The following is a 23,073-nucleotide window of genomic DNA, read 5'->3' as shown; positions in this document are numbered from 1 at the left end:
ATCCTTCACCCAGAGCTGGTGGTTCGGCAGCGTGGTGATACCCGCGCCTCCGAAGCCGGGCCGGTCCCGGAGATCGCATAGCCGATCCGGACCGAGGTCCGTTCCTGTGCCGACGTGTCCTTGAGAAGTTGGTGGTCGCGGCGGCTCGATTTACTCCCGGCCTGTCCTTCACGCAGGCTTGTGGAAGATCCCGGGGAATAGACATTTTCGCGGGAGTCTTGGACTTTTGACGTAATGCGCTGCGGCTGACCGTCGGGTTCTTACGGCAATTCGTCGAAGAGGTAGCGCTGAACCGTGCCGCCGATCATTGCGATTGCGGTCTGCGGCGTGACATCGCCATCGGACAGGCCGATGACGTAACGCGCATAGGCAAGGCCAAGGATCTGCGTCGCGATCAGGCTGGCGCGCTCGCGCACGCGGGCCGGGCCGGCGACGCGGGCAACCATCAGCCCGACCTGCTCTGCCAGGACTGCGCGGATGCGCGAGGCGGCCTCCTCGTTCGTGGCCGCGGTCCTGATGAGCACCCGCAGCAGATCGTCCTGGGCATCACCTTCCCAGCGCCTGAAGAAATGTTCGACCAGCGCGTGGCCTATGCGGTCCCTGGCGACGCCCGAAAGATTCGGAAAGGCCAGGTCGATTGAAACAGCCTCGGCGAAAAGCTGCTCCTTGCCGCCGAAATAGCGGTTGATGAGCGCGGGGTTCACGCCGGCTTCGGCCGCGATCTCCCGCACCGTGGTGCGCTCGAACCCACGGTCCGAAAACGCTTTTCTTCCCGCCGCGATCAACCGTTCACGTGTTGCTTGCGCATCTCTTGCCATCGCCGAAGAGCTCCCTTGTAAACGCTTGTTGACTTTCTCCGGATCGCACCGTAAGTAAACATATGTTTACAACCTCGATCGGAGGATCGCAATGTCCAGCCTGAACACTCAAGTCCTTATCGTCGGCGCCGGCCCTGCCGGACTGGCGACCGCCATCGGGCTCGCCGAACGCAATGTCGACTTCATCATCGTCGACGCCTTGCCGGAGGCGCAGAACACCTCGCGCGCTGCCGTCATCCACGCAGCAACGCTTGAGAGCCTGAAGCGGTTTAAGGTCGCCGATAGGCTTGTCGCGCAGGGCATCAAGGTGCCGCACTTCAGGATCAGGGACCGCGACTCGATCCTGCTTCATGTGGATTTTTCAGTCCTGCCGGGTCCGACACCGTATGCGCTCATGATCCCCCAGGACGAGAGCGAGCAGATCCTGACCGAGCGGCTCGCCGAACTCGGCCATGCGGTGCGCCGGCCCGTCAGGCTCGCGGGGTTCGAGAAGACCGCCGATGGAATTCGCGCGACGTGCGACGGCGCCGACGGGCAGTTCCTCGTCGAGGCGCGCTACCTGATAGGCGCTGACGGCGAGAGGAGCACGGTGCGTGCCGGCGCGGGGATCGATTTTCCCGGCGATACCTACGGCTCCTTCCTTCTCGCCGACGTGCGCATGGACTGGCCGATCACCAAAGACGAGGTGACCTTGTTCTTCTCCGAGGCCGGTACGCTCGTGGTGGCCCCGATGTCGCGGGATCGCTACCGGGTGGTGGCGCAACTGCCGGACGCGCCTTCGGTGCCGACGCTGGAGGACGTGCAAAAGGTCATCGACGCCAGAGGCCCGCGAAGCGGCGCCCGGATTCGCGAGGTGCTGTGGGGGTCCCGCTTCCAGGTGCACCACAAGCTCGCGCAAAGTTTTCGCGACGGTTCCGTTCTGCTCGTCGGCGACGCAGCCCACGTCCACAGCCCGGCAGGTGGGCAGGGCATGAATCTTGGCCTTCGCGATGCCGAGGCGCTGAGTCTTGCCGTGACCGAAGCGCTGCGTACGGGATCGGACGCTTCGTTGGACAGCTACGCCCTGGAGCGGCGAAAGGCGGCAGCGGAGGTTCTTGAAATGACCGACCGCCTGACGAAAGTGGCAACGCTCGCCAATCCGGTCTCGCGCTGGTTCCGCAATCGCCTGATCGCCACGGCGGCAGCACTTCCCCGTGTCAGGCTTTTTGCAGCAAGGACACTCGCCGGCTTCAATTGAGGCCGGCTTCGCACGGAACACTCAGCCGTCCATGGCTTCGCGGTGTAGGTCGAGAAGTGCGCTGCGAAGCGCCGGCGCATCCACCTCGCGCCCGGTGAAATGACGAAAGGCCTGAACGCCCTGGTGGAAAAAGAGCTCCCAGCCGCTCATCACCGCCAGACCAGCCGCGCCGGCACCTTGAAGGAACTGGGTATCGACAGGCGTATAGACCGCGTCGAACGCCCATCCCGCGCTTTGCATTGCATCCGCTGGAAACGGTGAACCCGGGTGGCCTGCCATGCCGATCGGCGTGCAGTTGACGAGGCCATCCGAACCATCCGCCGCCGCCGCGATCGACTCCGCCACGATCGTCTGCATAGGAACGCCGCTTCCGGACAGCGTCGCGGCAAGCGCGTTCGCGCGCGAAACGTCCATGTCGTAGATGCTCAGTTCGCGGGCGCCAAGGCGCGCAAGCGCGAACGCGATGGCCTTGCCGACACCGCCCGCACCCGCCATCGCCACCACACCCGGCGATACATCGCCGAAGGTCGACCGAAACGCTGCGGCGAAGCCGGAGAAGTCCGTATTATGACCCTGCGGCTGACCATCTCCGAACAGCACGGTATTGCAGGCGCCGATGGTGGCGGTCTGCGGGTCAGGCACCTCCAGCCGCGGCACGACCGTCTCCTTGTAGGGATAGGTGATGTTGATGCCGCGGTAGCCTTCGCGTGCGCAACGGTCGAAGACGGCGTCGAAATCCATACCTATGTCGGCGGGGATCAGCCGGTCGTAGGTCACATTGAGATCGCAGAGCCTGCCGGCGAGCACATGCAGCCGGGGCGATTGGGAGCGGGCTATGTGATCGCCGATGAGGCCGAGCCGTATGGCGGCCATGGTTGATGCTCTGGAACCGGGTTGATCGAACGCCAAAGCGTACTCGCAGCGCGGCGGTCACGCAACACACAAAATCCGATATGTCTGGTGTTTTGTGTTTTATATGGTGATCTATGAGGCGATCGTGCCGGTGGCAAGCGCGTGCTCGACGCCACCTTCCACATGCCGCACGAGCACCTCGCGCGCCTTTGCAGCATCTCTTTCCAATGCGGCATCGTGCATGATGCGATGTTCTTCCGCCGCAATGTCGCCTCGGAACGACAAGGCAATCATCTGGTAACGCAGATATTTGTCGAACACACCGGCATGGGTCTCCATCAGCACGACGGAGCCGCAGGCGGAAATGAGCGCCTGGTGAAATTCCCAGTCGTACCGCTTCCACAGCTCCGTTTCGCTGAAGTCGCCGGCGCGCATGCGGCGCTCCAGCGTGGCGAGCTTGTGATGCGCCGCAACGACGCGACCTTCCCAGTCCATATCGCCAGCAGCGAACGACTGTTCCAGCGCATGGCCTTCGAGGAGAAGGCGCAGTGCAGCGATCTCCCGCAGGTTTTCGGCGGAAACGGGCGCCACCTCGAAACCGCGCTGGCCTTCGGCCACGACGAGGCTTTCCGAGGAGAGTCGGTTCAGGATCTCGCGCAACGTACTGATACTGGCGCCATAGGCGTCGCGCAGGCGCTCCAGCTTCAACTTCTGCCCGGGTGCCAGTCGGCCGAAGACAATGTCGGATCGAATCCGACGATAGGCATTTTCTCCGATAGTCGGCGCGGGTTCGTTAGCGTGCGGGGCGGCTTCTGGGTTCATACGATCGTCTTAATGTCGGATGAACTCGCCTGCAATGGCGCAGCGGATCAGGCCGGCAGCAAGCCGTTGCGAACCGTGTGCTCCACGCATGCCCGTATGTGCCTCGCCAGAATGGCCATCGCGGTGTCATGATCGCGTTTGAGCGCGCAGTCGAGAAGCTGACGGTGCTCGGCCGAAGCTTCCTCGCCACGATAGATGACGGCGATGATCTGATAGCGCAGGTAGTGATCGAAGATCTGTCGGTGCGCCGACATCAGTTCGTTCGAACCGCAAGCCGAAATCAAGGCCGCGTGGAACTCGCGATCGTAGCGTTTCCAGTCCTCGGTGACCGACCGGGCGCCACCCGCCATCTGGGCTTCCATACGCGCCAGCTTGTGATGGGCGGCCAGAACCGCGCCCTCCCATTCCACATCGCCGCGCAGGAAGGATTCCTTGAGCGCATGGCCCTCCAGCAGTTCGCGCATCGCCGCCACGTCGCGAAAATGCTGTTGCGACACCGACGCGACGGCGAAGCCGCGCTGGCCTTCGGCAAGCACCAGCCGCTCTGACGCCAGTCGGTTGAGGATTTCGCGCAGCGTGCTCACGCTTGCCTGATAGGTTTCCCGCAGGCGCTCCAGCCGGAGCCTCGCCCCCGGTGCAAGGCCGCCGAAAATGATGTCGTGGCGGATATGGCGATAGGCTGCTTCGCCCGCGGTATCCAGTACGGAGGTCAGTTCGGACATGATGCGCTTCCTAGTCGCGGAGTTCATCGCAGCTTCGCGAGCGCCCCGCAAGACATGGACCGGCAATATCGCTTCGAATGACGGAAACAGAAATATAGGAGATTTTTGATAACACCTATTGATCGAAGGTCTGTCTAGTGGCAAGAGTCTCGTCACGACGGCTGGTGCTGCACTGGCCGTTGCCAACCGAATGGCCAGGGAGGACTGCCATGATCGAATTCACGAGACGAGCACTGCTCGCGGCCGGCGCCGCCCTTGCGCTTGCCGGCTCCACCGTTGCCGCGACCGCGCAGGACAAGGTCGCGCTGCGCTTTTCCGCCGTATTCTCCGAACAGGACATCCGTGCGGAGATGATGAAGAAGTTCGCCGAGCAGATCGGCGACGCATTCGACTATCAGGGCTATTACGGCGGCACGCTGTTCAAGCAGGGCACGGAACTCGTCGCGCTGCAGCGCGGAAACCTGGAGATGGGCAATATCGCTCCGCAGGACATTTCCAACCAGATCCCAGCGTGGTCGGTGCTTACCTCCGCCTATCTCTTCCGCGATGCAAACCACCTGCGCACGTTCTTTGCCAGCGAACCCGGCCAGGAAATGAAGCAGATGGTCGAGGACCAGCTTGGCGTGAAAGTTCTGGGCCCGACGTATTTCGGCGCGCGCCAGGTGGGGCTGCGGGTGGACAAGAAGATCAACACGCCGGCTGACATGGCCGGGATCAAGTTGCGCATGCCCGGTGGCGATGCGTGGCAGTTCCTGGGGCAGGCGCTTGGAGCAAACCCGACGCCGATGGCCTATGCCGAGGTCTATACCGGCCTGCAGACCGGCGCGATCGACGGGCAGGACAACCCGCTGCCAAACGTGCAAAACATGAAGTTCTACGAGGTCATGTCGCAGATCGTCATGACATCGCATCTCGTCGGCTACGATCTCCTGACCATCTCGCTCGACACATGGAACAAGCTGAGCCCCGAGCAGCAGGAGAAGGTCCAGGCCGCGGCCGATGCCGCGATCGAGTGGAGCACCGGTGAGCACCTCAAGCGCGAGGAGGAGCTGGCTTCGTTCTTCAAGGAACAGGGGCTGGAAATCTACACGCCCGATCTGGAAGCCTTCCGTAGCAACGCGCAGAAGATGTATCTTGAATCCGAACTGGCCAAGGACTGGCCGGAGGGCATGGTCGATCGCATCAACGCGCTCTGATCCAGGGCCGATTTTTGCAACCCGGGCCGCCCGACAGGGCGGGCCGGGAATTTCTTCCCGCGGCGCCGGACCGCGGATACCGGCTCGGAGGTCGCCATGCGGTTCGCTCGCATCGGGCAGTTTCTCTATCGACGCGCGGAAAACCTGCTGGCGCTGATGCTGGCGGTCATGTTCCTCGCCTTCATGGCGCAGGTGATCTTCCGCTACTTCCTCAACTTTCCGATCGGCTGGACGTCGGAACTCACCGTCATCATGTGGCTGTGGCTGGTGTTGTGGGGCGCGGCGTTCGTGCTGCGCGAGGATGAGGAAATCCGTTTCGACCTCGTCTATGGCTCGGTCAACCCTGCCGTGCGACGCGTCATGACGGCCCTGTTCGCCATGGCGCTCGTCATCATCTACGCACTCTCCTTCCCTGCGGTCTACGACTATGTGACCTTCATGAAGGTCCAGTCGACCGCCTATCTCAAGATCCGCTTCGACTACCTGTTCTCGATCTACCTGCTGTTCGCGGTCGCTGCGATTCTTCGCTATGGCTGGCTGGTGTGGAGCGCCATGCGCGGCGACGTCACCGGCCGCGATGCGGAGCATATGGGTTCCGGCCTATGAGTTTCACCGATCCGTTCACACTCTGCCTGATTGCGATCATCGGCCTGAGCCTGCTTGGCCTGCCGATCGGCCACGCCATGATCGCCGGCTCGATCGTCTATCTGTACCTCGCCGGCCTCGACATGGGCACGGCGGCTGAGCAGCTGCTCAACGGCATGTATACGAGCTACATCCTGCTCGCGGTGCCGCTGTTCATACTCTCCGCCGAAATCATGAACAGCGGTTCGATGACCGAACGTCTGCTGGGCTTCTGCAACGCGCTGGTCGGGCGATTCCGAGGCGGTCTCGCCCAGGTCAACGTCGTCCAGTCGATCATCTTCGCCGGAATGTCCGGCTCGGCCATCGCCGATGCCGCCGGCGTGGGCAAGATGATGCAGAAGATGATGACCGATGGCGGTCGTTATCCGGCTAGCTTCGCCGCCGCGCTGACCGCCGCCACCGCCGTCATCGGGCCGATCATTCCGCCCTCGATCCCGGTCGTGCTCTACGCGCTCGTTTCCGATGCGTCGATCGGCTACCTGTTCCTCGGCGGCATGGTGCCCGGCCTGCTGATGGGCCTGATGCAGATGGGGCTGGTGGTGCATATAGCCCGGAAGCGCAACTTTCCGGTCGAGGAGCCGGTGCCGCTGCGCGAGATTCCCGGCATCACGCTGCGCGCCCTTCCGGCGTTGATGATGCCGGTGGTGCTGCTTGGCGGCATCTATTCCGGCATCACCACACCGACGGAGGCGGCCGCTATTGCGGCGGCCTATGCGTTCCTCGTTTCGGCATTGCTTTACCGCACCGTGACCTGGCGCGGCACATACAAGACGCTGCTGTCGAGCGCCCGCACGACCGCGTCGATCGGCATGCTGATCGCCGGCGCGCTGGTCTTCAATTATGTCGTGACGGTCGAGAACATCCCGCGGACGCTGAGCGTGTTCCTGCAGGGCTTCGACCTGTCGCCGACGACGTTCCTGATCATCGTCAACATCCTGCTGCTGGCACTCGGCTGCCTTCTCGAAGGCACGACGATCATCCTCATCGTCATCCCGGTGCTGATCCCTACCGCGCAGGCCCTCGGCGTCGACCTCGTGCATTTCGGCATCGTCTGCGTAGTCAACATCATGATCGGGCTGATCACGCCGCCCTACGGCCTGCTCCTGTTCATCATGACCAATATCGGACAGGTGTCACTGCGCGCACTGGTGCGCGACATCCTGCCGTTCCTCTATGCGATGCTGGCCTCGCTGGCGCTCATCACATTCTTCCCCGACCTCGTTCTCTTCCTGCCCCGTCTGCTGGGCTACCAGGGCTGATCCTTCATGACTGCACCGATCTACGTTCTCAACGGCCCCAACCTCAATCGCCTCGGCACGCGTGAGCCGGCAATCTATGGCAGCACGACGCTGAGCGAGGTCGAGGCGATGTGCCGCTCGGCAGCCGGCGAAATGCCGGTCGAGTTCCGGCAGTCGAACCGTGAGTACGAGATCGTCGACTGGGTTCACGAGGCGATCGACCGGCCTGCCGCCGGCATCGTCATCAACCCGGCCGCCTTCACCTTCACATCCATCGCTATTCTGGACGCGCTGAAGATGTTTCCGCGGCCGATCATCGAGCTGCACATCTCCAACATCCACCGGAGGGAGGACATCTACCAGCATTCGCTGGTTTCGAAGATCGCCACGGCCGTCATCGCCGGGCTTGGTCCGAAAGGCTATGCGACCGCCATACGTGCGATGAAGGACCTGATCGGATAGGCGGATGCCGGCTGTCGCGGAATCATGTTCCCCTAAATTCTCTTCATGAGGAATGATATTCTAGAGATGCCGTGCGTGCTCGCGCAGTCGTGCGCTGACTCAACACGCTCCGAAGTCTAAAACCCTTTCAGGATCCCGGATCGATTTCGGGAAATGATACGGAGTTCGGTCTCATGCGCATCGCTTCATTGGCATTCACGCTTTCGGTTCTCGCCGCCCCGGCGCTCGCGGCCGATGCCGGTCCGCTGGTTGACGCCGATTGGGTCAAGGCGAACGCCGGCAAGGAAAACGTCGTCATCCTCGACATTCGCGACAAGGTCGCCGAAACGGAACTGGGAGACACGCCCTATATCGAGGGCGCGGTGGTTGCTCCCTACGCAAGTGCGGGCTGGCGTACCGAGATCGACGGGGTCCCGGGCAAGCTGCCGCCGCTGGACCAGATCACCAAGCTGATCGGCGACCTCGGCATCGACAATGACGACCATGTCGTCATCGTGCCATGGGGCACCGATTCCTCCGAATTCGGCGGCGCGACCCGCATCTACTGGACATTCAAATATCTCGGCCACGACGATGTCTCCATTCTCGACGGCGGCTGGCGACAGTATGATGCGGCCGGCGGCGCGCGCACTGCGGAAGCGGTCACGCCCGAACCGGCCACCTTCACCGCGGACCCGCAGGAAGACCTGCTTGCCACCACCGAGGAGGTTGTCGCGGCGCTGGAAGCCGGGACGAAGCTCGTCGACGGCCGTCCCGCGGAACAGTTCACGGGCAAGTCGAAGAGCCCTGTCGTCCGCGCCAACGGCACGATCCCCGGCTCCGTGAACATTCAGCATTCCGATCTTTACAGCGCGGACTACGCGACCTTCGCGCGTCCCGAGACGGTGAAGGCGCTGAGCGAGGCGGTCGGCCTGGCGACTGGCGAGGAGAACATCGCGTTCTGCAACACCGGGCACTGGGCATCTGTCGCCTGGTTCGGGCTCTCCGAGGTGCTGGGCAACAAGAACACCAGCATGTACGATGGATCGATGGCCGAGTGGACCGCCGATCCGGCGCGCCCGGTCGAAAACAAGTCCGGCAGCTAGGTCGAAAACGCTCCTTAGCCGCCACCTGATTTGGCGGCACAAGTGTCCGGAATTTTCCGGACACTTGCAGTTTGGGAACGCCGCACTGCGGCGGACTGTGAATGACAGACGTGACCATCGGCCGCCCGGCCTCCCCTCCCGCCCCAATCATCGATCGCGCGCCGGCCCTGGTCGCCGGCGGCGCTCTGCTGGTCGGCTTCCTGGCAATAACGCAACTGATCGATCTGAGGCAGGCGGCACTCTTTATGGTCGGCGGACTGCTCGGCGCCGCGCTCTATCACGGCTCCTTCGGCTTCACCGGCGGGTGGCGCCGGATGGTCGTCGAGCGGCGGGGACGCGGCATCCGCGCGCAGATGCTGATGATCGGGGTCGCCGCGGTGGCGATGATCCCGTTGATTGCCGCCGGCAATCTCGGCGACCAGGCACTGGTCGGCGCGATGGGCCCGGTTGGCGTCTCGGTGATCGTCGGGGCGACAATGTTCGGACTTGGCATGCAGCTCGGTGGCGGCTGCGGGTCGGGCACGCTGTTCACGGTCGGCGGTGGCTCGTCACGCATGCTGGTGACACTGGTCTTCTTCATCGTGGGTGCGCTCGTGGGTACCGCCCACCTGTCGTGGTGGCTGACGCTGCCGTCGCTGGGCACGATCGACATCGGCCGCGAACTCGGGACCGGCACGGCGGTTCTGGCGACTCTGGTCGGCCTCGGGCTCGTCGCGCTGGTGACGGCCCTGATCGAACGCCGCGCGCATGGCAACATCGAAACGGAACCGGTTCCGAGCCGGGCCGGCTGGAGCTGGCTGACCTACGGTCCCTGGCCGCTGGTGGGTGCGGGGCTTCTGCTCGCTCTGCTCAATATCGCCACGCTGCTGCTTGCCGGCCATCCATGGTCGGTCACCTTCGGCTTCGGGCTGTGGGGCGCCAAGGCCGCGCAGGCCATGGGCGTGCCGGTCGAGACCTGGGAATTCTGGAACTGGCCAGGGCCGCAGACGGCGCTTCAGTCGAGCGTTCTCGCCGACGTCACCTCGGTGATGAATTTCGGTATCGTCCTCGGGGCAGCGCTGGCGGCGAGCCTCGCCGGCAGGTTCGCACCCAAGGCCAAGATCCCGCTCGGCTCGTTCCTGGCTGCAGTGGTGGGCGGCCTGCTGATGGGCTACGGGGCGCGGCTTTCCTTCGGCTGCAATATCGGCGCGCTGTTCTCCGGCATCGCGTCCGGCAGCCTGCATGGCTGGCTGTGGTTTGCCTGCGCCTTTGTTGGGTCGCTGGCAGGTGTCTGGGCGCGGCCGCTGTTCGGCCTCGATGGGTTCTCCAGGAAATGAGTACGTCCCGTAATACGTTGCTCTTCGGCGCCGCGCTGACCGTGGCCACCGCCGCCGTCGCAGTCGACCATTACACGCATCCCGTTCCGCGCGCGCAGCCGGGAGCCGCTTCCGGGGCCGGTGGCGGTTCGCCATGTGCGGCTGCAGCTCCTTGCGCTGCAGGCTCGCCCTGTGCCGCCGGCGCGCCGCGTGCCGCACCTCCTCCGCCCCCGGCACCAGTGCCGGCCTCGCCTTGCGCACCCGCGGCGCCCAAGCTCGCACCACCCCCGCCGCCGGCTCCCATGCCCTCCGGCGAGAAGAAGCTCGCGCCGCCCCCTCCTCCTCTTCCGAGGCCGGCAGAGGACAATGGCTGAGGACGGCAAGGCGCTCGCGCTGCGCGAGATCGCGCTCTGCGAGACCGTGCTCGCCAAGGGCGGGCTCAACGTGCTGTCCGAGACCTTTCGCGGCGTCGCCGACATCACGGCATGGGAGCATTATCCACCGGGCGACGTGTTCGACCCGGCGAGTGGCGCCCAGTGGTACTATCACTCCCATCCGGCGGACGCGGGTGAGACAGAGCACGGACACTTCCACTGCTTCGTACGCCCGCAGGGGCCCGAAGGCCCGATCCACCATCTTGCCGCTGTTGGCGTCGATGCCTACGGCGGCATGCTTCGCCTTTTCACAGTGAACCAGTGGGTTGTCGGCGACGACTGGCTCGACGCGGAAGCGACGGTCGCGCTCCTGCCGCGCTTCGATATACAGATGCCGCAGCCTTCTTACCTCGTGAACCGCTGGCTGACCGCAATCTTCACCGCCTATGAGGCTGAAATCGCCGAGCTGATCCATAAGCGCGACCGCGCGCTTGCCTCCCATCGGCCGCCCGAGGGCGTCGAAGCGAGGCAGGACAGGGCGCTGGAAGTCGTCTCCGAACTGGTCATCCCGCCGCGATAGTTGGCGGACAACTACGCGAGGCTGGGGCAAGCTTGTCAGGAGCTTTTGTCGTCCGTTGGAATTTGGCCTTTTCGCGACGCCCGGTTTCAAGCAATCTAACAACTCAACCTGAAGCTACGCCCGCCGACGTCTTCCGCCGATCCGAAGGCCCAGTCGAATGCCGCTCTATGAACTTGCCGCACTGGGGGCGGCGACATGCTGGGCCCTCACCGGCATCATTTCGGCGGGACCCGCCAACCATCTCGGCGCGCTGGCATTCAACAGGGCGCGACAGGTCTTCGTTACCGGGCTGCTTGCGCTCTACGTGTTGGCTTCCGGTACATGGCGGGAGCTCGATGCGGGTGCTGTCGGTCCTTTGCTGCTTTCCGGGTTCATCGGCATCTTCATCGGCGACACGCTGCTGTTCGCCACGCTCAACCGCGTCGGCCCGCGCCGCTCCGGCATCCTCTTCGCCCTGAACGCGCCGCTGGCGGCCATCCTCGGGTGGCTCGTACTCGGCGAGGAACTGCCGGGCATCGCTGTCTTCGGCATCGCCTTGACGATCGCGGGCGTGCTGCTCGCCATCCTGTTCGGCAAGCGTCGGTCGCAGCTCCACCAGTGGGAGGCGGTCAAGGGGCCACTCTGGATCGGCGTCACGCTTGGCCTGCTGGCGGCCACCGGGCAGGCCGTCGGGTCCATCATCGCCCGGCCGATCATGGCAAGCGGCGTCGATCCGTTTGCCGCATCAATGCTGCGTGTGGGCATCGCCGCACTCTGCCTGACGGTCCTCATCCAGCTTCCCATCCCTGCGGTTAAGCCGAAGGGGCCGCTTACCCTGAGCATCGCGGCGCAGACCGCGCTAACGGGTGTCCTGGCGCTGGCGATCGGCATGACGTTGCTGCTCTATGCGCTTTCGGGCGGCAAGGTCGGTATCGTATCGACGCTTTCAGCGACATCGCCGGTCATCATCCTGCCCATGCTATGGCTGCGCACCGGCGAGCGACCTGCGGCAGGCGCCTGGGCAGGCGCGGCGCTCGTCGTTGTCGGCATGGCGCTGCTGTTCCTCCGCTAGATCCGTCGATGCCCACGATCTTCCGGCCTGACGACGGGAAAAATGCGGCCGCGTCACAATACCTGCCTATGGATCGTCAACCGGAGATAAGCCACCCTTTAGCGAGGAGGACCCTCGGTCATGTCGAAGAGTAACCCTTCCAGCGCAGCGCGCGACAGCGATGCGCATATCCGCTTCTTCGAAGAGGCCAGGCCACGACTTCTCGGTATCGCTTATCGCATCCTGGGTACGCGCGCCGAGGCCGAAGACGCCGTGCAGGACACGTTTCTGCGCTGGCAAGCCACCGATGTGGACAGCATCGAATCCCCCGGCGCGTGGCTCACCACCGCATGCACGCGACGATCGATAGACATGCTGCGCGCTGCCTACCGCAGCCGGGTCGACTATGTCGGCAACTGGCTGCCGGAGCCGATCCACGCGATTATCGACAGCGACGCGGAGGCGCAAATGGAACTCTCATCATCCCTCTCTACCGCGTTCCTGCTCATGCTGGAGCGACTCACGCCACGCGAGCGCGCCGCCTATCTGCTGCACGAAATCTTCGACATGTCCTACGGAGATGTCGCCGCGTCCCTGGATATGACCGAGCCGGCCTGCCGCAAGCTCGTCTCGCGGGCGAAAGCACGCATCGGCGAAGATCATGTGCGTTTCACGCCGACGCAGGAACGTCAGGAGGAACTGCTTGCTGCCTTCGAGGAGGCGATCCGGTCGGGGCAGCCGGGACAGCTCACCGCGATGCTGGCAAGCGATGTCCGGCTGACGGCCGACGGCGGCGGAAAGGTCGCGACGGTGATCGACGTGCTGGAAGGCAGCGCCGTCACGGCCTTCCTGACGGAACGGCTCAGTGGCTGGTGGCAAAGCTACGAATGGAGCTTCGCCGATCTCAACGGGTCGCGCGGTCTGGTGCTGCGTGATGGAGGGACGATCGTCGCCGCGGTCTCGTTTGCCTATGACACGGCAGGCCGCATCGCCGAGATCTTTGTCGTGCGCAATCCGGATAAGCTTGCCGCACTCGATGAAGTGACGATGCACTAAGAGGCTAACAGATCAGCTATGTCCTTTCTGGCGTCCCGGGCAGGCGGGCGATCCGGCGCTGCAGGAAGGCTCTTGCGGCTTCGTCGGTCGCAAGCCCGAGCGCTGTGGTCAGCGCCTCACTTGCTTCCGGGTTCCGGCCTGCTTCAGCCAGGAGCGTACCACGTGCCGCCCAGTAGGGCTGGTAATCGACGAGCCTGGGATCTGCACCTATCTCCTGGATTTCGTCCAGTACCGCCTTGGCGCCATATATGCGCGCGCGCGCCACAAGGCGGTTCAGCGCAACGACCGGCGTCGGCGCCAGCGCGAAGAGCACATCGTAAAGCGCGACGATGTCGGACCAGTTGTCCAGACCGAGCAATCGGCGCGCCACATGCGCGGACTGGATTGCAGCTTCGATCTGAAAGCGGCCGCTACCCTCCATTCGGTTGGCGTCCTTCATAAGCGCTTCGGCCTGCCGAATCTGTGACAGGTTCCACAAGGCGGTGTCCTGATCGTCGAGCGGAACATAAGACCCGTCAGGCGCGGAGCGCGCATTGCGCCGGGCATCAAGAAACAGCATCAGGGCAAGCAGGCCCTTGACCTCCGGTTCGTCGGGAATGAGTTCCGCCATGACCTGCCCGAGCCAGATGGCCTCTTCGGAAAGCCTCCCCGCAGACCCCTCGCCGGCCTCGGCCCAATCTCTGGAATAGGCCGCGTAAACGGCCTGCAGCACCGCATCGAGGCGATCGGGCAAATCGGCACGCTCAGGAATGGCGAAGGGAATGCCGGACTGTTTGATGCGGGCTTTTGCCCGCACGAGCCTTTGGCCCATCGTCGCCGGGGGAACCAGGAACGCCGCCGCGATGGCTTCAGCGGTGAAGCCGAGGATAACCTGCAGGATCAGCGGCGTACGGATGGCCGGTTCGATCTCGGGATGGGCGCAGGCAAACATAAGGGCAACGCGCCGGTCGGGTATTTCCCGCGATGTCTGCCGTTCGGCGTCCAGCTCTTCGGAGATGAGCTTGAGATGCTCCTGGAAGCGTTCGTTTGTTCCCCTGCGCCGCGACGAGTCGATCAGCCGCCTGCGGGCGACCGCAAGCAGCCACCCTTCCGGATTGCGCGGAACGCCTTGCGCCGGCCATTGCCGCAGCGCGGCTGCAAAGGCCTCCGCCAGCGCGTCCTCGGCGCTGGCGACGTCCCGCGTGATGGATGAAAGCAGGGCCACGAGACGGCCGTAGCTTTCGCGTGCCGCCCGGTCGGCGGCACGCCGGCTCTGGTCGAGGCTACTCATCTCCAAGATTGATGATCTGCCGCACCTCGATAGTCCCCCAGGTCGCGGCGGGACAACGCGCAGCCCATTTGATGGCCTCGTCCATGGTTTCGGCCCTGATGATGTAATAGCCACCGAGCTGTTCGCGCGTTTCGGCGTAGGGACCATCCTGCACCTTCATCTCGCCGCGGTCGACATGCACCGTGCAGGCCGTGTTGGTGCGGGCCAGCGGCGCAGTCGCCACGAAGGCATTCGCCTTCCGAAGCGCCTCCCTGTAGGCGTGGAGCTGGTCCATAAAGCCCTTCATTTCTTCCGGCGGTATGTTCGAACCAGCGACCTCGTCGGCATAAAGCATCAGCATGTAGTTCATCTCGTTTCCTTCCGTGTTGGTCCGGCGAACCTGCTCGCCGTAACCATGTCGCGCCGCCGTCGCGGATTTCGACACTCTCTTCGCGTGCACCCGAAAAAACAAATCAGTCCAGGCCCGGCGTCACAAACCGCTCGTCTCGAACGTCACGAGGATATGGGCAGGATGCCCGATCACAAGCGGCCGACGGCCGCACCGTTTCGAGGAGTAGATCATGAACAGGAAAGCACTTTACATCAGGCACAAGGCGCAACCCGGCAAGCGCGACGAGGTCAAGCGCATCTGGGAGAAATATGCCCGCGCCTATATCGACAACGCCGACGGGCAGATCGCCTATGTCTATGGTTTCGACGACAACGACCCGGACGCGATCGTCGCCTACCAGCTCTATACCGGCGAGGCCGGTTCCGACGATTTCGTCAACCAGCCCTGGTTCAAGGATTACGAGGAGGAAACAGCCGCACTGCTGGCCGGCCCGTCGGAATTCCGTACCATTACTCCGCAATGGATCAAGGGCGACGCAGCCTGATGAAGCCTATGCCCGGAAACCGGCAGGATCGTCTGCCGGGTTCCAGCTTGCAGGCTGACAGGCAGGTCGAGAAGCGGAGGCCAGCTTTTTGTTGCAAGCTGGCTTGTCCGTCCTACGTTAGATGATGGGCATGAGGCCAGGCTCGCAGAGGCTGCGCCGTACGCCCCATTGCAACCGGGTCACCGACCTCCAGGCAGGAGCGTCACGTTGAAAATCGTCCGCAACAGCGACCAGCCGTCGGCCAAGGGACCGGCTGAATATTTCACCGGTTCCGTGCGCATAGACAGCCAGTTCGCCGCTCCTGAACCGGCACGTGCGGCGGCAGCAGTCGTCACTTTCGAGCCTGGCGCAAGAACCGCCTGGCATACGCATCCCCTGGGACAGCGCCTGCTGATCGTTTCGGGCGAGGGATGGGTCCAGAAGAAGGGCGAGGCAAAACAGCTCGTGCAGGCCGGCGATACCGTCTGGTTCGAGCCGGACGAGAAGCACTGGCACGGCGCGACCGACACCAAGGCCATGGTTCACATTGCCATTCAGGAAGCCCGGGACGGTTCTCCGGTCAACTGGATGGAGCAGGTGTCGGACGACGACTACCTTGGCTGAGGCGGCCGCGTGGCGGCGTGAACGTCGATGCGGTCAGATTCGCCGGCCACTGTCCACGGGCGCTTGACGCCACCCAGGCTTTCGCCAACGGCGAGACCCGCCTGAATCGCGTCCTCATGGAAACCGGAGCCGAAATACGAACCGCAGAACCATGTGTTCGCCCGCCCCTGCAGCGACCATAGCTGGCGCTGCGCGTCCAGCGTTGCCGCGTTGAAGAGCGGATGCCGGTAGACGCCCTGCCAGAAGATCTTGTCGTCGGCTGGCCTGAGCAGCGGGCTGAGCGTAACGAACAGGGGTGTCTTGTCCGGGATATCCTGCAAGCGGTTCATCCAGTAGGTGACGCAAGGCTTGCCGCGCGCTTCGCCGGCCGCTGCTGACTGAGACAGATAGTTCCAGCTCGACCAGACGCGACGCCGGCGTGGCATCAGCCTTTCGTCGCCGTGGAGAACGGTTTCGTTCAGCCCATAGGCAAAGGTGCCAAGCAGCTCGGTTTCCTGATCGGTGGGATCGCCAAGCAGGTGCAGCGCCTGGTCGGCGTGAGAGCCGATGACCACGTGGTCGAACCATTCGGGTTCGGCAGTCGATGTCGATACCTGCACGACACCGTTGACGCGCCGGATTTCCGTGACGGGCGCGTTGGTGCGGATGCGATCGCGAAAGGGTGCGACCAGCCTTTCGACATAGGCTCGGCTGCCACCGTCGACGGTGCGCCACACGGGCCGGCGAAAGAACTTCAGCAGCCCGTGGTTCTCGCAGAACCGGACAAACGAGACCGCCGGATAGCTTCCTATCTCGATGGCAGGCGTGGACCAGATCGCCGCAGCCATCGGGTAAAGGTGGTCCTCGCGGAAGGCGGTCCCGAAACCGGCCCCGTCGAGATATTCGTCAAGGCTGGCAGACGGGTCGAGGCCTCTGATCCCGGCCGGCGCCTCGCGGTAGAAGCGCACCAGGTCGCGCAGCATCGACCAGAAGCGTGGGCTTGCGATGTTCTTGTGCTGTGCGAACAAGCCGGCCAGGTTGGTGCCCGAATATTCGAGCGCGCCCTGATCCATCGAGACCGCGAACGACATGTCCGAACGCTTCGTCGGCACGTCCAGATGCCGGAAAAGTGCCGTGAGGTTCGGATAAGTCGGCTCATTATAGACGATGAAGCCGGTGTCGACCGAAACGTCACCCACATCGACGGTATGGCAATGGCCGCCAACGCGGTTGTCAGCCTCGAAGACGGTCACGTGATGCCGTTGCGAAAGAAGCCACGCCGCGGAGAGAGCAGCTATGCCTGAACCGACCACCGCGATCTTGAGTGGGCGTTCGGACTGGGGAAAATGACGCATCGGTCTCCTAGGCGTCGCGATCAAGCGACTGTCGATTTGGGTCTGCTCTTCGGTTACGTTCTACGAACGATCACAGGCGCCGGATCACCGGCAGAACGGTTTAATGCGATGGTTCGGTGTCGACGTGATCCGCTTTTGAATGATCGGCGTAGAAGGGTGCATGCATGAGGCCCACAATCACATCGGCGAAAAGCCAGGCTGGAGTGTTGCCACTCACAGGCGGCTGTCCGTCGTGAACTCGGAGGAAATTCCGCCGGCACCGGCGGCGGCCGAGTTCGTCGAGATGTTGCTGTCCGTCGCGACCCGTAAGGACCGGCAGGCCTTTGCCGCACTGTTTCGCCATTTCGGTCCGCGGCTGAAAACCTTCTTCATGCGTGGCGCCATGTCGGCCGGGTTGGCCGAAGACCTCGTACAGGAGACGATGCTCACCGTCTGGCGCAAGGCATCCTATTTCGACCCGGCCCGTGCCGGGGTGGCGACATGGATATTCACGATCGCGCGCAATCGCAGGATCGATCACCTGCGCCGGCAACGCGATCCTGCCAGCCTGCCGTTCGATCCTCCCGAAATGCCTCCATCGCAGGAGGAGGTTTTTGTCGTCACCGAAAGAGACACGCGCATTCGCAGTGCGCTTGCCGGTCTTTCGGAGGAACAGCAGACGATCCTTCGCATGGCCTATTTCAGCGAGAAATCGCAGAGCGAAATCGCCGAGGAACTGGGGATTCCTCTCGGCACCGTGAAATCGAGGACGCGGTTGGCCATGAACCGCCTGCGCACTCTTCTGGAAGACGAAACATGAGTTCCAACCATCACGCCAAGGACGAAACGCTGATGCGTTTTGCAGCGGGCACGCTGGCCGCAGGGCCGTCGCTCGTCGTCGAAGCACATCTGGCAGGTTGTTCGACCTGTCGGGCGCGCATCGCAGAATACGAGGCCGTGGGTGGCTCTTTCCTCGAAGACATCGAGCCGACCCAGCTCTCTGAAACGGCCCTCGCCGACACGCTCGCGATGATCGACCAGGAAGACGAGATGCCGGCGCCGGTATCGGCGCAGAAGCCCGTCGAAATCGACGGCATACGTCTGCCGGATGCACTGCGCGGCTGCGACATCGGGCGGTGGCGCTGGGCGGGCCCCGGCGTGCGGATGAGCCGCGTCGGCGTGCCTCATGACCCGGAGGCCAACCTCATTCTGCTCAAGGTCGGTCCCGGTCGCGCGTTGCCGGACCACGGTCATGTGGGCACCGAGTTCACCTATATCGTATCAGGCTCCTACACCGACAGGTTCGGGCAGTTCCGGCCGGGCGATCTCGCGGAAATGGACGAGGATGTCGAGCATCAGCCGATCGTCGACCAAGGCGCGGACTGCATCTGCCTTGCCGCCATGGAAGGCCGGATGCGCTTCAACAGCTTCATCGGCCGGATGCTGCAGCCGATATTCGGAATCTAGCGGTGGGTCCGGTTCTGCTCCTTCTTGTCGTGGCCGTCTTCCTGTCACTGGCGATGACAGGGGCATGGTTGGCAGTGAGCCGCGGAGCAAAATCCGGCTGGGTGGACGCGACCTGGTCGTTCGCCATCGGCGCGGCGGGCATAGCGGCAGCACTTGTTCCCGTCGAGGGTTGGGAAGGCGATTGGCAACGGCGCATCATCGTTGCAACGGCTGCCGGCCTGTGGTCGCTGCGGCTCGGCCTGCACATCGTTAGCCGCACCATGAAAGGCGGCGAGGACCCGCGCTATGCCGCGCTCAAGCGGGAGTGGGGCGGGCAGTGGCGCCGACAGATGTTCTATTTCCTGCAGATGCAGGCTGCCGCCGCCCTTCTTCTGACCTGCACGATCTTTCTGGCCGCGCGCAACCCGATGCCAGGCCTGCAATGGAGCGATCTTGCCGGTATCGTCGTGCTTGCGATCGCTGTTGCCGGCGAGGGCATCGCCGATGCGCAGCTCTCACGGTTCAAGCAACGCGACGCCAACGCCGGCAAAGTGTGCGACGCCGGCCTTTGGGGCCTGTCGCGGCACCCCAACTATTTCTTCCAGTGGCTCGGCTGGACTGGCTACGCCCTGATCGCAATCGGTCCTTATGGCGGCTGGGCATGGGGTTGGGCTGCGCTCGTCGGGCCGGCCTTCATGTACTGGCTGCTGGTGCACGTGTCCGGCATTCCACCGCTGGAAGAGCATATGAAACGCTCGCGCGGCGAGGCTTATGAAGCCTACGCCCGCCGGGTGAGCGCATTCTGGCCATTTCCGAAACAAAGGGAGGTCTCGACATGAATCTCGCCGTTGCAGCGATTTCCGCCGCAGAGCGTCTACCGCTGCCCGACAAGGCACTGCGGTTCGGAATCGACCAGCTTGTGGGGCGAACCGAGCAGAAGCTTGCGAGCGGCAACGACAATGTCGATGCCGATTTCGCGCGGGCGATGGATGGCTGGCCGATTGCTGTCAACACCACCGAAGCCAACGACCAGCATTACGAGCTGCCGCCTGCCTTCTTCGAGATCGTGCTCGGACCGCGCCGCAAATATTCATGCTGCCTTTATCCGGACAAGGATACGACGCTGGAGGACGCGGAACTGCTTGCGCTGGACGAAACCTGCAGGCACGCGATGCTGGAGGATGGCCAGACGATCCTCGAGCTCGGTTGCGGGTGGGGATCGCTGTCCCTCTTCATGGCCGAACGGTTCCCCGGGTCGCGCATCCTGTCCGTCTCCAACTCAGCCCCGCAGCGCCGCCACATCGAAGCCGAGATCGCGAAACGCGGGCTCACAAACCTCGTTGTCGTGACCGCCGACATGAACGCGTTTTCGTATGAAGGCCGTTTCGACCGCATCGTCTCGGTGGAAATGTTCGAGCACATGTCGAACTGGCGGCTGCTGCTGGAACGCGCGCGCGGCTGGCTGCATGACGACGGGCGGATGTTCATCCATGTCTTCTCACACCGGAACAGCCCCTACCGCTTCGATCATGCCGATCCCGCGGACTGGATTGCCCAGTACTTTTTCACCGGCGGGGTCATGCCCAGCCACGGCTTGATGCGTGAATTCTCAGAGTGGTTCAGCGTCGAGCAAGACTGGCGATGGAACGGCAGGCACTACGAACGAACTGCACTCGACTGGCTCAGGAACTTCGACGCCAACGAAGCTGAAATCCGCTCCATCTTCGCCGAACGATACGGCCGTGACGCGCCGCTGTGGATGCGCCGCTGGCGGATGTTCTTTCTCGCGACCGCCGGCCTGTTCGGCTACGCAGATGGCGAGCCATGGGGCGTCAGCCACTACCTGCTGCGCCCGGCAGTCAGGGCCTGACGATGAGGGCGATCGACCTCGTGCGCTCGTATGCGGCGCACCCCGATCCCCTCGTCGCGTCCGCAAATTTCATAGCCCTGCTGGTAGCATCGAACCAGCCGTTTTATCCGCTGTACGTCTACTGGCTCGCCACGACGAATATCGAGCCGGTCTGGTACACGTTCCTGTCGACGCCGTTCTTTATGGCCGTTCCGGCGTTGTCTCGCTGGAATACCGTGGCAGGGCGCGCGCTGCTGCCATTGGCCGGCATCGGCAACACGATCCTGTGTGCGCAGCTCTTCGGCGTGCAGTCGGCGGTGGAGATCTTCCTCATTCCCTGCGCGGTACTGGCGATACTCCTGTTCCGCCCGGCCGAAAGGACGATCGGGTTCGCCATCGCCGGAGGCGCCTTTATGGCTTTCCTGCTTCTCGGCAGCCGATACGGTACGCCGCTGGTCGCCTATGACGTCGAAGAATATACCGCGCTGGTGCGCCTCAACGCATCAAGTGCCGGTCTGCTGACAGTCTGCGCCGCGCTGATCTTCTCAAATGTCCTTGCCGCTGCAGAAGGGTCAGCCGAGCCGGTCGGAGACGATAAACCCGGCTGACGCGCCGACCGCGGTCACGAACATGCCCCACGGAATGTCTGCCAGAGTGAGGGTCAGCGGCCAGTCGCGCAAAGTGGCCTGGTTTGTGAGATCGTAGGTTGCGTAGGCGACCAGCCCCAGCACCGCTCCATTGAGCGCCGCCCTGGCAACACCGCCCCCTTCCAGTGCCGGTACGACCGCGAAGAAGACGATACCGCCGATATAGATCAGGTAGAATACGATCGCCGGAACCAGCCTGAACTGTGGCGCGAGCATATCTCCAAGCAGCGGCCGATAGAGCGTATCGGCCATCGTGTAGAGCCAGATCGCATCGACGATCAGGAACGCGATTGCGGCGGCGAGATATGCAATGAGGATTGTCTTCATGGTCGTGCCTTTTGCGGGACTGTCTCTCCTACGGCGCGAATGTCCTTTCGGATCACCGGCAGTGAACCGAAACGGGTGTTCGAACGTATCTTTGGAAGAAAAACCGAGGACGAAGGCGATGAAGCAGCCAGCATTCTGTGTATTTGCGACTATGCTTTTCATGGCGAATCCTGCCGTAGCACAGGATGCGGCCGATCCCAGCGGTGTCTGGCTTCGTGACGACGGCAACGCCCGCGTCCAGATTGCCCCCTGCGGTGCGGACATCTGCGCAACGAACCTGTGGATCGGCGACACCAGCAAGGGGGAAGAGCCCGGCGACAAGCTGGTGATGTCCCTGGAGCCCCAGTCGGCGGATACGCTTGCCGGCACGGCCTACGATCCCAAGCGGGATCGCAGCTACTCGATCACGCTCAAGGTGGCCGAGCGCGCGCTCGTCACACGTGGATGCATCCTGGGTGGCGTTCTGTGCCGGGATGTCGGCTGGACGGCTGCGGACTAGAGATGACCCGCGAGCGCATCACGACAACCGATGCGAACGGAGCGCCGCCGGAAGCCGCCGGAACGCTCTACCCCGGCAGGGTCATGCACCAGCGCCTGAGACCGTTCGGGCACCGCTTCAGCTATCCCGTCTTCTCCCTGCTTGTGGACATCGACAGGCTCGTAGAGCTGGGCCGCATGTCGCGCCTGCTTGGCGTCAACCAGGCGGGCCTTGCATCGTTTCAGGAGCGCGATCATGTCGAAAACGACGGTGAAACCCTTCGACAATTCGTAGACAGGTTACTGGCAAATGCTGGCCTGGCCGCGCCCGCAGCGAGGGTACTTCTGCTGTGCTTCCCACGCATTCTCGGCTACGTCTTCAATCCGATCTCCGTCTATTTCGCCTATGACGACACCGGCAGGCTGATCGCGCTGATATACGCGGTGCGCAACACGTTCGGTGGGCGTCACGCTTATGTCGCACCGGTGCTGGCCGGCGAGGAAAGCGCGGCCGGCATTCGTCAGGAACGCGGCAAGGCATTCCACGTCTCGCCCTTCATCGGCATGAACGCGCGCTATCATTTCCGCGTGCTGCCGCCCGGCAAGACGGTGCGTCTGCGCATTCACGAGACGGAAGACAACGCGCCGCTGCTGGCCGCGACCTTCAACGGCGACGCGCTCCCGCTCGACGATTCGCATCTTGCCCGCTGCCTGGCGCGCTTCCCGTTCATGACGCTGAAGGTCGTTGGCGCGATCCATTGGCAGGCGCTCAAACTCTGGCTGAAGGGCGCGCCGTTTCACAAGAGCCCCCCGGCCATGCCGGCCAGGCAATCGCCGCAGGGTACTCGTTGAGG

At 63.5% G+C, this 23,073-nt stretch carries 27 protein-coding genes; 19 read left to right on the top strand and 8 right to left on the bottom strand.

Going from position 1 to position 23,073, the window contains the following annotated elements:
• Nucleotides 1-260 precede the first annotated feature (260 nt).
• A complete protein-coding gene (locus V1479_RS02275) occupies nt 261-818 on the bottom strand; it encodes a TetR/AcrR family transcriptional regulator (protein ID WP_368801475.1) in 558 nt (185 codons plus the stop codon).
• 91 nt (nt 819-909) lie between these two features.
• Between V1479_RS02275 and V1479_RS02270 the strand changes: the two genes are divergently transcribed.
• Complete coding sequence (locus V1479_RS02270; protein WP_368801474.1) at nt 910-2,055, top strand: FAD-dependent monooxygenase; 1,146 nt, start codon at nt 910-912, stop codon at nt 2,053-2,055.
• A gap of 21 nt (nt 2,056-2,076) precedes the next feature.
• Here the strand turns inward: V1479_RS02270 and V1479_RS02265 are convergent, their stop codons facing one another.
• From V1479_RS02265 to V1479_RS02255, 3 genes are all read right to left on the bottom strand, one after another.
• Nucleotides 2,077-2,928: a shikimate dehydrogenase family protein gene (locus tag V1479_RS02265; protein WP_368801473.1), complete on the bottom strand. Its 852-nt coding sequence runs from the start codon at nt 2,926-2,928 to the stop codon at nt 2,077-2,079.
• A 111-nt stretch (nt 2,929-3,039) separates the two neighbouring features.
• On the bottom strand, nt 3,040-3,729 hold the full coding sequence (locus V1479_RS02260; protein ID WP_368801472.1) for a GntR family transcriptional regulator: 690 nt from the start codon (nt 3,727-3,729) through the stop codon (nt 3,040-3,042).
• A 47-nt stretch (nt 3,730-3,776) separates the two neighbouring features.
• Nucleotides 3,777-4,451, bottom strand: coding sequence for a GntR family transcriptional regulator (locus tag V1479_RS02255; protein WP_368801471.1), 675 nt, complete (start codon nt 4,449-4,451; stop codon nt 3,777-3,779).
• Nucleotides 4,452-4,660: 209 nt separating this feature from the next.
• Here V1479_RS02255 and V1479_RS02250 point away from each other — a divergent pair, with 209 nt between their 5' ends.
• The 9 genes from V1479_RS02250 (at nt 4,661) to sigJ (ending at nt 13,412) form a co-directional block, all read left to right on the top strand.
• The gene (locus V1479_RS02250; protein ID WP_368801470.1) at nt 4,661-5,647 is read left to right on the top strand and encodes a sialic acid TRAP transporter substrate-binding protein SiaP; all 987 of its coding nucleotides are present in this window, start codon (nt 4,661-4,663) and stop codon (nt 5,645-5,647) included.
• A gap of 96 nt (nt 5,648-5,743) precedes the next feature.
• Entirely contained in the window at nt 5,744-6,253 is a 510-nt protein-coding gene (locus tag V1479_RS02245; RefSeq protein WP_368801469.1) for a TRAP transporter small permease, read from the top strand.
• Nucleotides 6,250-7,551: a TRAP transporter large permease gene (locus tag V1479_RS02240; protein WP_173188467.1), complete on the top strand. Its 1,302-nt coding sequence runs from the start codon at nt 6,250-6,252 to the stop codon at nt 7,549-7,551. The genes V1479_RS02245 and V1479_RS02240 overlap by 4 nt, the downstream gene beginning before the upstream one ends.
• Nucleotides 7,552-7,557: 6 nt before the next feature.
• Nucleotides 7,558-7,992 (top strand): type II 3-dehydroquinate dehydratase, encoded by a 435-nt coding sequence (locus V1479_RS02235; RefSeq protein ID WP_368801468.1) that lies wholly within the window; start codon nt 7,558-7,560, stop codon nt 7,990-7,992.
• Between the two features lie 173 nt (nt 7,993-8,165).
• On the top strand, nt 8,166-9,077 hold the full coding sequence (locus V1479_RS02230) for a sulfurtransferase (RefSeq protein WP_368801467.1): 912 nt from the start codon (nt 8,166-8,168) through the stop codon (nt 9,075-9,077).
• A 101-nt stretch (nt 9,078-9,178) separates the two neighbouring features.
• The gene (locus V1479_RS02225; RefSeq protein ID WP_368801466.1) at nt 9,179-10,393 is read left to right on the top strand and encodes a YeeE/YedE family protein; all 1,215 of its coding nucleotides are present in this window, start codon (nt 9,179-9,181) and stop codon (nt 10,391-10,393) included.
• Nucleotides 10,394-10,738: 345 nt separating this feature from the next.
• Nucleotides 10,739-11,326 (top strand): DUF6969 family protein, encoded by a 588-nt coding sequence (locus V1479_RS02220; protein WP_368801465.1) that lies wholly within the window; start codon nt 10,739-10,741, stop codon nt 11,324-11,326.
• A 157-nt stretch (nt 11,327-11,483) separates the two neighbouring features.
• Nucleotides 11,484-12,377, top strand: coding sequence for a DMT family transporter (locus V1479_RS02215; protein WP_368801464.1), 894 nt, complete (start codon nt 11,484-11,486; stop codon nt 12,375-12,377).
• Between the two features lie 120 nt (nt 12,378-12,497).
• A complete protein-coding gene (sigJ, locus tag V1479_RS02210; RefSeq protein ID WP_368801463.1) occupies nt 12,498-13,412 on the top strand; it encodes an RNA polymerase sigma factor SigJ in 915 nt (304 codons plus the stop codon).
• Nucleotides 13,413-13,428: 16 nt separating this feature from the next.
• On the opposite strand, the gene V1479_RS02205 is transcribed toward sigJ, so the two are convergent.
• Both V1479_RS02205 and V1479_RS02200 read right to left on the bottom strand, forming a co-directional pair.
• On the bottom strand, nt 13,429-14,682 hold the full coding sequence (locus V1479_RS02205) for an RNA polymerase sigma factor (RefSeq protein ID WP_368801462.1): 1,254 nt from the start codon (nt 14,680-14,682) through the stop codon (nt 13,429-13,431).
• Complete coding sequence (locus tag V1479_RS02200) at nt 14,675-15,031, bottom strand: YciI family protein (RefSeq protein ID WP_368801461.1); 357 nt, start codon at nt 15,029-15,031, stop codon at nt 14,675-14,677. Before V1479_RS02200 ends, V1479_RS02205 begins: the two co-directional genes overlap by 8 nt.
• Before the next feature lie 211 nt (nt 15,032-15,242).
• Here V1479_RS02200 and V1479_RS02195 point away from each other — a divergent pair, with 211 nt between their 5' ends.
• Together V1479_RS02195 and V1479_RS02190 are read left to right on the top strand one after the other, a co-directional pair.
• Entirely contained in the window at nt 15,243-15,557 is a 315-nt protein-coding gene (locus V1479_RS02195) for a putative quinol monooxygenase (protein ID WP_368801460.1), read from the top strand.
• Nucleotides 15,558-15,764: 207 nt separating this feature from the next.
• On the top strand, nt 15,765-16,160 hold the full coding sequence (locus V1479_RS02190; RefSeq protein ID WP_173188481.1) for a (R)-mandelonitrile lyase: 396 nt from the start codon (nt 15,765-15,767) through the stop codon (nt 16,158-16,160).
• Here V1479_RS02190 and V1479_RS02185 read toward each other — a convergent pair.
• Nucleotides 16,148-17,494, bottom strand: coding sequence for an NAD(P)/FAD-dependent oxidoreductase (locus V1479_RS02185; RefSeq protein WP_368801459.1), 1,347 nt, complete (start codon nt 17,492-17,494; stop codon nt 16,148-16,150). The genes V1479_RS02190 and V1479_RS02185 overlap by 13 nt on opposite strands.
• Before the next feature lie 160 nt (nt 17,495-17,654).
• On the opposite strand from V1479_RS02185, the gene V1479_RS02180 reads away from it, so the two are divergent.
• The 5 genes from V1479_RS02180 to V1479_RS02160 are packed head-to-tail and all read left to right on the top strand — an operon-like array spanning nt 17,655 to nt 21,376.
• Nucleotides 17,655-18,293 (top strand): sigma-70 family RNA polymerase sigma factor, encoded by a 639-nt coding sequence (locus V1479_RS02180; RefSeq protein WP_368801458.1) that lies wholly within the window; start codon nt 17,655-17,657, stop codon nt 18,291-18,293.
• Entirely contained in the window at nt 18,290-18,940 is a 651-nt protein-coding gene (locus V1479_RS02175; protein WP_368801457.1) for a ChrR family anti-sigma-E factor, read from the top strand. The genes V1479_RS02180 and V1479_RS02175 overlap by 4 nt, the downstream gene beginning before the upstream one ends.
• A 2-nt stretch (nt 18,941-18,942) precedes the next feature.
• Nucleotides 18,943-19,758 (top strand): DUF1295 domain-containing protein, encoded by an 816-nt coding sequence (locus V1479_RS02170; RefSeq protein ID WP_368801456.1) that lies wholly within the window; start codon nt 18,943-18,945, stop codon nt 19,756-19,758.
• A complete protein-coding gene (locus V1479_RS02165) occupies nt 19,755-20,789 on the top strand; it encodes an SAM-dependent methyltransferase (protein ID WP_368801455.1) in 1,035 nt (344 codons plus the stop codon). The genes V1479_RS02170 and V1479_RS02165 overlap by 4 nt, the downstream gene beginning before the upstream one ends.
• A gap of 2 nt (nt 20,790-20,791) precedes the next feature.
• Nucleotides 20,792-21,376, top strand: coding sequence for a hypothetical protein (locus tag V1479_RS02160; protein WP_368801454.1), 585 nt, complete (start codon nt 20,792-20,794; stop codon nt 21,374-21,376).
• Here V1479_RS02160 and V1479_RS02155 read toward each other — a convergent pair.
• Entirely contained in the window at nt 21,341-21,742 is a 402-nt protein-coding gene (locus V1479_RS02155; protein ID WP_368801453.1) for a DUF2177 family protein, read from the bottom strand. The two genes, V1479_RS02160 and V1479_RS02155, sit on opposite strands and share 36 nt — an antisense overlap.
• Nucleotides 21,743-21,860: 118 nt before the next feature.
• On the opposite strand from V1479_RS02155, the gene V1479_RS02150 reads away from it, so the two are divergent.
• On the top strand, nt 21,861-22,241 hold the full coding sequence (locus V1479_RS02150) for a DUF2147 domain-containing protein (RefSeq protein ID WP_244648596.1): 381 nt from the start codon (nt 21,861-21,863) through the stop codon (nt 22,239-22,241).
• A 2-nt stretch (nt 22,242-22,243) separates the two neighbouring features.
• Nucleotides 22,244-23,071 carry a DUF1365 domain-containing protein gene (locus V1479_RS02145; protein WP_368801452.1) on the top strand — a complete coding sequence of 276 codons (828 nt, stop codon included), beginning with the start codon at nt 22,244-22,246 and terminating at the stop codon, nt 23,069-23,071.
• Nucleotides 23,072-23,073: the final 2 nt, after the last annotated feature.

The sequence above is a fragment of the Neoaquamicrobium sediminum genome (assembly GCF_040970315.1).
Classification (GTDB): domain Bacteria; phylum Pseudomonadota; class Alphaproteobacteria; order Rhizobiales; family Rhizobiaceae; genus Aerobium; species Aerobium sediminum.
Note: the sequence above shows the minus strand (reverse complement) of the source record. Positions and strands in the feature narration are given on the sequence as shown.